At 72.3% G+C, this 9,509-nt stretch carries 9 protein-coding genes; 7 read left to right on the top strand and 2 right to left on the bottom strand.

Going from position 1 to position 9,509, the window contains the following annotated elements:
* Positions 1-116: 116 nt before the first annotated feature.
* On the bottom strand, positions 117-1,223 hold the full coding sequence (locus ACFXGA_RS19880; RefSeq protein ID WP_378089894.1) for a glycerophosphodiester phosphodiesterase: 1,107 nt from the start codon (positions 1,221-1,223) through the stop codon (positions 117-119).
* 126 nt (positions 1,224-1,349) lie between these two features.
* Positions 1,350-2,903: a Na+/H+ antiporter gene (locus tag ACFXGA_RS19875; RefSeq protein WP_378089892.1), complete on the bottom strand. Its 1,554-nt coding sequence runs from the start codon at positions 2,901-2,903 to the stop codon at positions 1,350-1,352.
* Between the two features lie 28 nt (positions 2,904-2,931).
* Between ACFXGA_RS19875 and ACFXGA_RS19870 the strand changes: the two genes are divergently transcribed.
* The 7 genes from ACFXGA_RS19870 to ACFXGA_RS19840 all read left to right on the top strand — a co-directional run.
* On the top strand, positions 2,932-3,192 hold the full coding sequence (locus ACFXGA_RS19870) for a UBP-type zinc finger domain-containing protein (RefSeq protein WP_378089890.1): 261 nt from the start codon (positions 2,932-2,934) through the stop codon (positions 3,190-3,192).
* Positions 3,193-3,305: 113 nt separating this feature from the next.
* The gene (locus ACFXGA_RS19865; protein WP_378089888.1) at positions 3,306-5,303 is read left to right on the top strand and encodes a TRAP transporter permease; all 1,998 of its coding nucleotides are present in this window, start codon (positions 3,306-3,308) and stop codon (positions 5,301-5,303) included.
* Positions 5,284-6,279, top strand: coding sequence for a TAXI family TRAP transporter solute-binding subunit (locus ACFXGA_RS19860; protein ID WP_378089886.1), 996 nt, complete (start codon positions 5,284-5,286; stop codon positions 6,277-6,279). Before ACFXGA_RS19865 ends, ACFXGA_RS19860 begins: the two co-directional genes overlap by 20 nt.
* Positions 6,280-6,307: 28 nt before the next feature.
* Positions 6,308-7,564 (top strand): phosphoribosylamine--glycine ligase, encoded by a 1,257-nt coding sequence (purD, locus tag ACFXGA_RS19855; protein WP_378089884.1) that lies wholly within the window; start codon positions 6,308-6,310, stop codon positions 7,562-7,564.
* A gap of 159 nt (positions 7,565-7,723) precedes the next feature.
* On the top strand, positions 7,724-8,176 hold the full coding sequence (locus tag ACFXGA_RS19850) for a hypothetical protein (RefSeq protein ID WP_378089882.1): 453 nt from the start codon (positions 7,724-7,726) through the stop codon (positions 8,174-8,176).
* Positions 8,163-8,762 carry a DUF3558 domain-containing protein gene (locus tag ACFXGA_RS19845; RefSeq protein ID WP_378089880.1) on the top strand — a complete coding sequence of 200 codons (600 nt, stop codon included), beginning with the start codon at positions 8,163-8,165 and terminating at the stop codon, positions 8,760-8,762. The genes ACFXGA_RS19850 and ACFXGA_RS19845 overlap by 14 nt, the downstream gene beginning before the upstream one ends.
* A 9-nt stretch (positions 8,763-8,771) precedes the next feature.
* Positions 8,772-9,509, top strand: a 738-nt coding sequence (locus ACFXGA_RS19840; protein ID WP_378089878.1) for a PPE domain-containing protein, incomplete at its 3' end; no start/stop codon positions are given.

Below are 9,509 nucleotides of genomic sequence, written 5' to 3'. Positions count from 1 at the left end.
CGTGTGTCAATCGCGCCCCTTGTTCCCCGCGGGGGGGTCCGCGGCGCCCCCCGGCCCGGGTGTTTTGACGGCCGGGGGGCGCGCGGGGGGGCCCCCCCCCGAGGACGGTGCGGCGATCAGCCCCTGCGGGCTTCCACGGCGGTGTCGGGGTTGTCGGCGAACACCCCGTCCAGGCCGGTGGCGTAGAACCTCGCGTACTCGCCGAACGCGTCGCCGTACGCGGCCGGGTCGGCGGACGTGCGGAAGTCGGCCGGCAGGAACGTGTTCTCGTTGCGGAACGTCCAGGCGTGCACGATCAGGCCGCGGGCGTGGGCGTCGCGCACCAGAGTGGTCGGTTCGAGCAGGCGACCGGACGCGTCGCGCGGGATGATGCGGTCCTTCGCCGCGCCGATGCCGTGCGCGTAGGTGCGGATCTCGCGCAGGCCCTCCGGCGTCAGCAGGTCGCTGTAGGTGCGCTTGTCACCGGCCTTCACGAAGTCGTACGGCGCGCCCGACCCGTTGATCAGCTGCACCAGCGGCACGCGCAGCTTCGACTTGAGCTGCTTGAGGTTCGCCACCTCGAACGACTGCACGTAGACCTTCGCGCCGGGCCGGTTCAGGCCCGCGCGGGTGAGCACGTCGACCAGGCGCGGCTCCAGCGGCAGGCCGATGTCCTGGAAGTACGTCGGGTGCTTGGTCTCCGGGTAGATGCCGATGTCGCGGCCCAGCTCGCGCGACAGCCGGCGGGACAGGTCGATGACCTCCTCCAGCGTCGGCACGGGGAACCGGCCGTCGTAGAGGGTGTTGCGCGCCCGCACGTCCGGGATGCGCTCCTTGGCCCGCAGCGTCTTCAGCTCGGCGAGCGTGAAGTCCTCGGTGAACCAGCCGGTGACCGGCGTGCCGTCGATGACCTTGGTCGTCCTGCGCCCCGCGAACTCCGGCTTGGCCGCCACGTCCGTGGTGCCGCCGATCTCGTTCTCGTGCCGCGCGACGAGCCTGCCGTCCTTGGTCACGACCAGGTCCGGCTCGATGTAGTCGGCGCCCATCCGCGCGGCCAGCTCGTACGCGGCCAGCGTGTGCTCGGGCCGGTAGCCCGACGCGCCCCGGTGGCCGACCACCAGCGGGCCGCCCCCGCGCGACGACGCCACCTCGGCCTCACCGCTCGCCGACGCCGAGGGCAGCACCACCGCCCCCGCCACCGCGAGCGCCGTGAGCGCCGCCCCGACGATCCTCGTCCGCACCATCGCCGACCTCCCGGAAGGGTTCTCGCCCAGAGATTCCAGACCCGCGGCAGCTTCGTCGCGCATCGCGACGTATCGGACACGGTAGGGCGAAGCGCGGACCACGTCACGGTGAACGGGTCGTGATCGTCACTCCCGGGAGATGGCCGCTTCCTCCAGGTCCAGCTCGCGGAGCACCCGGAAGAGGACTTCGTCGTCGATCCGGCCCTCGTCCCGGGCCTGGATGAACACCTGCCGCTCGGCGTCCAGCATGGTCCGCCGCAGCCGCCGGTAGGACGCGGCCGGGCTCTCGTCCTCCTGCCTGCCCAGCCGCTCCCACGCCGCGTTGCCCCGGTGCTCGGCCATGACCCGCAGCCGGTCCACGACGTGGTCCGGCGTGGTCTCGTCCCCGCCGACCACCTCGTCCAGCCTGCGCACGGCGGCCTGCGCGGCGGCGTGCTGCACCTGCGCCTCGGCCAACGCGTCGGTGCGCTCCTCGTCACCGCGGTACGCGAGCTTGCGGATCACGAACGGCAGCGAGAGCCCCTGGAGGAGCAGGGTGCCGACGGTGACCACGAACGCGCAGAACACGATCAGGTTCCGGCCGGGCAGGTCCAGCGGCAACGCGCTCGCCGCGGCCAGCGACACCACGCCCCGCATCCCGGCCCACGACAGCACGGTCACGCCCCGCCACCCCGGCGCGGCCTCGCGCTCCCGGATCCGCCGCGACAGCAGCCGGGGCAGGTAGGCCGCCGGGTACATCCACGCGAACCGCACCAGGATCGTGGCCGCCAGCACGGCCCCCGCCGCCCACAGCAGCCCGGCGGTGATGTCCACGTCGCTCACCACGCTGTTGAGCTGGAGGCCGATCAGGGCGAACACGAACGACTCCAGCATCGCGTCCACCGACCGCCACACCGCCGTGTCCTGCAACCGGGTGTAGTACGAGCTGCGCGGCGCGTTGTGCCCGATGTAGAGCCCGGCGACCACGACCGCGAGCACGCCGGACGCGTGCAGCTCCTCGGCCAGGATGTACGCGCCGAAGGGCACCAGCATGCCGAGCGCGCTCTCCAGCACGCCGTCGCCCAGCCGGTCCCGCAGCCACCGCACGGCCCAGCCCACGGCCAGCCCGACGAGCACGCCGCCGCCCGCGCTGATCGCGAACGTCCGGGTGCCGTCCACCCACGTCGCCGCCGCCCCGGCGGTCGCGGCGACGGCCACCTTGTAGGCCGTCAGCGCGGTCGCGTCGTTGATCAGGCTCTCGCCGGTGAGCAGGGTCATCGTCCGGCGCGGCAGGTTGAGCCGCCGGCCGATCGCGACCGCGGCCACCGCGTCCGGCGGCGCGACCACCGCGCCCAGCACCAGCGCCGCGGGCAGCGACAGCCCCGGCAGCACCAGGTGGGCGACCCAGCCGACGGCGACCGTGGTCACCAGCACCAGGCCCACCGCGAGCAGCCCGATCGGCCGCAGGTTGGCCCGGATGTTGTGGTAGGAGCTGTCCAGCGCGGCCGAGTACAGCAGCGGCGGCAGGACCAGGACGAGGATCAGCTCCGGCTCCAGGGCGAACTCCGGCAGGCCGGGGATGAACGACACCGCGAGCCCGACGCCCACCAGCACCAGCGGCGCCGACCAGTTCAGGCGCTTGGCCGCCGCGGTGACGAGCAGCGCGCCGACGAGCAACAGGAGCAGTTCCGGTCCGTGCATGGCGCAATCTTGCGTGATGATGTGCGGCATGACTTGTGGCCATGTCGCCGAGCTGCCCGAATCCGTCACGCCCGACAACCCCGAGGGCTGCGCGGACTGCCTCGCCGCCGGCGAGCACAACTGGGCCCACCTGCGGATCTGCCTGTCCTGCGGGCACGTGGCGTGCTGCGACTCCAGCCCGCGCCGGCACGCGACCGCGCACTTCAACGCCTCGGAGCACCCCGTCATGCGGTCGTTCGAGCCCGGCGAGGACTGGCGCTGGTGCTACGTGGATGCCCGGATCGTGTGATCCCGCGCCCCCGGCTGTCTTTACAGTCCCTTTAGACGGTCGGTCTATGGCTGTGACCTGCGGCACAAGTAGCTTCGTGAGCGCTTCACCCAGCGCGACACGAAGGGGTGCGCGTGCCGACCAAGCCGCAGGTCGAAGTCGATGAACTGCTCGCCGAGTACGACGAGGAGCGCCCGTCGCGCGCCTTGTCCCGGCGCTGGGAGCTGGGCGTGCGGGTGGCGAGCCTCGCCATCGCGCTGCTCGTGCTCAAGCAGGTGTTCTGGCCGTTCAGCAAGGGTGGCCAGTTCTACCTGGTGATCTTCCTGGCGGTCACGCTGCCGCTGGTCTTCCTCTGCTACCGGCCGCGCGGCCGGCGCGGCGACACCGACGACCCCGGCGTCGTGGACTGGGCCGCCGCGATCCTCGCGTTCGTCGTGGGCGCGTACCCGCTGTTCGGCGGGTTCGACGCGTTCCTCGACCGCCAGGGGCAGCTCACCTCCCTCGACGTGGTCGCCGGGTCGCTGCTGCTCGTGCTGATCCTGGAGGCCTGCCGGCGGACCACCGGCTGGGTGCTGCCGATCGTGTGCGTGGCGTTCATCGCGTTCGCCTACTACGGCGGCTACCTGCCGCCGTCGTGGTCGATCTCGCACGCGGGCGTGGACTTCGCGCAGATCATCAACGGCTTCTACAACGACGCGACCGGGTTCTACGGGACGCCGCTGGACGTCGCCGCGACCTACATCGTGCTGTTCACGATCTACGGCTCGGTGCTGAACGCGTCCGGCGCGGGCGCGTTCTTCGTGGACATCAGCTTCTCCGCGTTCCGCCGGTCGCGCACCGCGCCCGGCCGCACCGCCGCCACCGCCGGGTTCCTGCTCGGCACCGTGTCCGGCTCGGGCACCGCCACGACCGTGTCGCTGGGCGCGGTGACCTGGCCGATGCTCAAGCAGGCGGGCTACCCCCGGGAGAGCGCGGGGGGGCTGCTCGCCGCGTCCGGCATCGGGGCGATCCTGTCGCCGCCGACCCTGGGCGCGGCGGCGTTCATCATCGCCGAGTACCTGGAGACGTCCTACCTGCAGGTGCTGATCTGGGCGATCCTGCCGACCCTGCTGTACTACCTCGGCATCGCGCTGGCCGTGGAGATCGACGCGCGCAAGTTCGGCGCGAAGCCGGTGGAGATCGACTCGCCCGGCACGTGGGCGCTGCTCAAGCGCGGCGGGTACCACTTCCTGTCGCTCGCGGTGATCGTCGTGTTCCTCGCGCTGGACATCCCGGTGTTCTCCGCCGTCGTCTACGCGACCGGCGTCGCGGCGCTGTTCGCGCTGGTCGCCCTGCGCGGCGACGTGCGGCAGTGGCTGCGGGCGATGGCGGACTCGCTGTCGCAGGGCGTGCGGTCGGCGCTGCCGGTGATCGCGGTGTGCGCGGCGGCGGGCGTGATCACGTCCACGATCACCAAGACCGGGCTCGGCCAGGAACTCGCGTCGGCGCTGGTGGACGTCGCGGCCGCGATCTCGTCCGACCCGACCGCGGTGCTGCTGGTCACGGTGGTGCTCGCGGCGCTCGCGGTGAGCCTGCTCGGCCTGGCCGTGCCGGTGACCGCGTCGTTCATCATCTCGTGGGTCGTCATCGGGCCCGCGCTGATCGAGCTGGGCGTGGCGCGCGAGGAAGCGGCCATGTTCATCTTCTACTACGCGGTGCTGTCCGAGGTGACGCCGCCGACCGCGCTCGCCGCGGTGGCCGCGGCCGCGATCACCGGCGGCGACGTGATGAAGACGATGTGGCGCACGTGGAAGTACACGCTGCCCGCGTTCCTCGTGCCGCTGGCGTTCGTGCTGACCGACAACGGTGCCGGGCTGCTGCTGCGCACGTCGTTCCTCGACGGCGTGTGGGCGTTCGCGGTCTCCGCGCTGGGCGTGGCCGCGCTGGCCGTGCTCACCGGCGGGTGGCTGTTCGGCCGCGCCCGCTGGCCGGAACGCCTGCTGTGCGCGCCCGCCGCCGTCGCCCTGCTCTACCTGCAACCCACCACCATCGCCGTCGGCCTCGGCTTCCTGGTCGCCGCGGTGGCGGTGCACCTCGTCCTACGCCGGAAGACCCCCTCGGGAAAGGAACAGCATGCGCAGCTGGACGCTTAAGGTCGCCGTGGGCGTGCTCTCGGTCGGCCTCGTCGCCGCCGGGTGCGGCGGGAAGCGGACACCCGACGCCGCCGGGAGCGGCGAGGCGGGCGGCGCCGCCTGCGAGGCGGCGGACGGGCGGATCACCATCGCGACCGGCAACTCCGGCGGCGTGTACTACGTCATCGGCGGCGCGCTGGCCAAGCTGATCAGCGACAACACCAAGCTCAAGGCCACCGCCGCCGAGACCGGCGCGTCCGTGCAGAACATCCAGCAGCTCGTCGCGGGCGACTACGACGTGGCGTTCTCGCTGGCCGACACCGCCGCCGACGCGGTCGCGGGCAAGGGCGCGTTCGACGGCAAGCCGCAGCAGGTGCAGGCGCTGACCCGGCTGTACCCGAACTACACCCAGGTGCTGGTGCGGACCGACTCGGGGATCGACTCCGTGGCCGACATGCGCGGCAAGCGGATCTCGACCGGCTCGCCCAAGTCCGGCACCGAGGTGATCGCGCAGCGGCTGCTGACCGCGGCCGGGCTGAACCCGGAGACCGACGTCCAGGCGCAGCGGCTCGACCTGGCCAAGACCGCGGACGGGATGAAGGACGGCAGCATCGACGGCCTGGTGTGGTCCGGCGGCCTGCCCACCGCGCAGATCACCGACATCACCACGTCGCTGAAGGACCAGGTCAAGTTCCTCGACATCACGCCGCAGCTCGACGCGCTCAAGGAGATCAACCAGGTGTACGACCGGGGCGTCATCCCGGCCGCGACCTACGGGCAGCCGGCCGACGTGCCGACCGTGGCCGTGCCGAACGTCCTGCTCGTGCGCACCGACTTCCCCGAGGGCGACGCGTGCGCCGTGACCAAGCTCATCTACGACAAGAAGGCGGACCTCGAAGCCGTGCACCCGGCGGCCAAGGACATCCGCCAGGAGAAGGCCGGCATGACCGACCCGGTGCCGCTGCACCCCGGATCGTTGGATGCCCTGGGCGGCTGATCGGCGCAGTCATCTAGGCTGGCCCACCGTGCGTGTCCTGGTCATCGGGTCTGGCGCCCGTGAACATGCCCTAGTCCTCGCCCTGTCGCGGGACCCCTCGGTGATCGCGTTGGCCTGCGCGCCCGGCAACGCCGGCATCGCCGGTGTGGCGGAGACCTACGGGGTCGACGTCACCGACGGCGGCGCGGTCGCGGCGCTGGCCAAGGAGTGGAACGCCGACCTGGTCGTGGTCGGGCCGGAGCAGCCCCTGGTGGCGGGCGCGGCGGACGCCGTGCGCGCCATCGGGATCCCCTGCTTCGGCCCGTCGGCCGCGGCGGCCCGGATCGAGGGCTCCAAGGCGTTCGCGAAGGACGTCATGTCCGCCGCGGGCGTGCCGACGGCGGTGTCGGAGATCGTCGACAACCCGGCCCGGCTCGACGCGGCGCTGACCCGCTTCGGCCCGCGGTGGGTCGTGAAGGACGACGGCCTGGCCGCCGGCAAGGGCGTGGTCGTCACCGACGACCGCGCCGTGGCCCGCGCGCACGCCATGACGTTGCTGGAGAACGGCCACCCGGTGCTGCTGGAGTCGTTCCTCGACGGCCCCGAGGTGTCGCTGTTCTGCCTGGTGGACGGCTCCACCGTGGTGCCGCTGCTGCCCGCGCAGGACTTCAAGCGCGTCGGCGACGGCGACTCCGGCCCCAACACCGGCGGCATGGGCGCGTACTCGCCGCTGCCCTGGGCGTCGGACGACCTCGTGGACACGATCGTCTCGACGTGCGTCCAGCCGGTCGTGGACGAGCTGGCGCGGCGCGGCGCCCCGTTCGTCGGCCTGCTCTACGCGGGCCTGGCCCTGACCTCCACCGGGCCGCAGGTCATCGAGTTCAACTGCCGGTTCGGCGACCCGGAGACCCAGGCCGTCCTGGCCCTGCTCCGCACCCCGCCGGCCGCCCTGTTCCACGCCGCCGCCACCGGCGCGCTGGCCTCTGTCGAACCGCTGGACTGGGCCGAGGGCTACGCCGTGACCGTCGTGATCGCCGCCGAGGGCTACCCCGGCCGGCCGCGCACGGGCGACGTGGTGGGCGGCGCGGAAGCCGAGGGCGTGCTGCACGCCGGCACCCGCCGCCGCGAGGACGGCGCCGTCGTCTCCACCGGCGGCCGCGTGCTGTCGGTCGTCGGCACGGGCGACACCCTGGCCGCCGCGCGGGCCGACGCCTACCGCCGCGTGGCGGGCGTCCACCTGACCGGCTCCCACCACCGCACGGACATCGCGCTGCGCGCGGCGGAGGGCGAGGTCGCCGTTCCCTGACCCCGTTCCGGTCCCGCGGGAGGACCGGTTCGCCACGTCCGCGCCGCCGCGGGAACCGGGTCGGGCGTTTCTTCGTCCAACCTCAGACCCGGTTCACGCGGTCGTTGGTAGCCTCGAACCGGGTTCAATCCGTTACCGACCGTACGGGGGTAGGACGTCGTGGAACAGGAGACCGGCCTACTGGGCGCCGTCGCCGCCGCGGGGGGAGCCGTCGGCAAGGCGGTCGGCGAGATGTTCGCGGCGGAGCAGCGGCTGAAGGACTCGATGGCCGGCGGACCGGTGTCGGGCCAGAAGTTCGAGGTGACCGAGGAAACGGTCCTCCAGGCGGGCAAGCTGGTCCACGACCAGGCCGCCGCCCTCCAACTCGCCCTGAGCCGGGCGATCGCCGGGTTGACCGTGCGGTTGGACGACGCGGACGAGGTGAACGCCGACATCGCCGCCGCGTGGAACTCGCGCCTGGTCGACGGACCCGACTCGTACTCGGGGCGGATCGAGCAGTACATCGAGAGCCTCAAAGGTCTGGTCGAACAGTTGCGCGGCGCGGCCCGCCAGTACGACTTCACCGAAGACGAAGTGACCGCCGCGCTGGGAGCTGCCGGTGCGTCCGAGTAAGGCGGCGGTGCTCGCCGGCGTGGTGCTCGCGGTGGTCGCCGGGTGCTCGCCCGGCGAAACCGGGAACCCCCGGCCTGCGACGTCGGACACGCCCGCGACGAGCGAATCGGCCGAGCCGACGACGTCCCGGTCGCCGCGGCCGAAGGAGATCGCGCTGGACGGGATCGACCCGTGCGCCACGCTCACCCCCGCGCAGCGGACCGAACTCAAGATCGACGAAGCGGTGAACGACCCGCTTGACGTGCTCAACAACGACCGCCCGGCGCCGACGTGCGCCTACATGTCGAATGGGCGGTCGGTGTTCAGCTACAACGTCTCCCTGGTCTCCGGAGAGGGGATCGAGTACTGGGAAGGCGGCAGCAACCTCGACGTCGACGCCAAGAACGTCGGCGGGTTCGCGGCCTACCAGTACAAGCTCAGCGGGACTTCGGACGCCTACTGCTCCTATGCCGTCGACGTGGCGGACAAGCAGCAGCTCATCGTGCAGTTCCTGCCGATCGGCGAGGGCTTCACCCAGGACCAGATGTGCCAGAACGCCGCCAAGGGCGCGGAGCTGGCGCTCGCGACCTTGCAAACGCTGAAGTGAGGGGGAGTTGTGACCGGCTTCAGGGACATCAAGGATTTCCGCTTCACCGGGTACGACAACGCGCAGTTGGCCGCGTTGGTGCAGCGGTTCCAGTCCGGCGACGCGGCGCAGAAGTTCAGTGACGCGTCGCACGCGCTCCGCGAGCTGTCGGCCAGCCTGGTCGAGGTGGACGAGACGCTGCGCACCGAGCTGAAGAAGCTCGGCATCGACTGGCAGGGTGCGGCCGGGGAGCAGGCGAACAAGAAGACCACCGTCATGGCCGACTACGCGTCCGAGGCGGACGAGGCGGCGCGGCGGAACTCGCAGGCGACGGCCGTGCAGGGGGCCAACCACAGCCAGACGCGCAACAGCATGCCCGACCCGCAGCAGTTGCGCGGCGCGACGGAGACCAACTTCGTCGACGACGTGGGCGGGTTCTTCGGGTACGAGACCGACCACGCCAAGGAAGTGAAGGCGACCCAGGCGGCGCGGGAGCAGACCATCCGGGGGCTCGACCAGTACACCGAGGCCAGCCGGGACGCGTTGAACCAGTACCAGGGCATCACCAGGCCCCCGCAGTTCGAGGTCACCACGGCCTCCAGCGTCAGCACGCCGATCGCGGCGGTGGGGCAGCCCGGTGGGGCCGTGCCCGGCATCCCCGCGGGTGTCACGGGCGGGGTGCCCGGCGGGTTCGGCCAGGTGCCCGGTGGCGGCTCGGTCGGGATCGCGCCCCAGTTGCCGGGGCAGTTGCCCGGCGGCTCCACGGGC

The organism is Actinosynnema sp. NPDC059335 (assembly GCF_042752395.1).
GTDB lineage: Bacteria > Actinomycetota > Actinomycetes > Mycobacteriales > Pseudonocardiaceae > Actinosynnema.
Note: the sequence above shows the minus strand (reverse complement) of the source record. Positions and strands in the feature narration are given on the sequence as shown.

Coding starts and splice junctions, on each gene's coding strand:
- ACFXGA_RS19880 (WP_378089894.1), bottom strand. CDS start 1,223: ATGGTGCGGACGAGGATCGTCGGGGCGGCGCTCACGGCGCTCGCGGTG.
- ACFXGA_RS19860 (WP_378089886.1), top strand. CDS start 5,284: ATGCGCAGCTGGACGCTTAAGGTCGCCGTGGGCGTGCTCTCGGTCGGC.
- ACFXGA_RS19870 (WP_378089890.1), top strand. CDS start 2,932: ATGACTTGTGGCCATGTCGCCGAGCTGCCCGAATCCGTCACGCCCGAC.
- ACFXGA_RS19875 (WP_378089892.1), bottom strand. CDS start 2,903: ATGCACGGACCGGAACTGCTCCTGTTGCTCGTCGGCGCGCTGCTCGTC.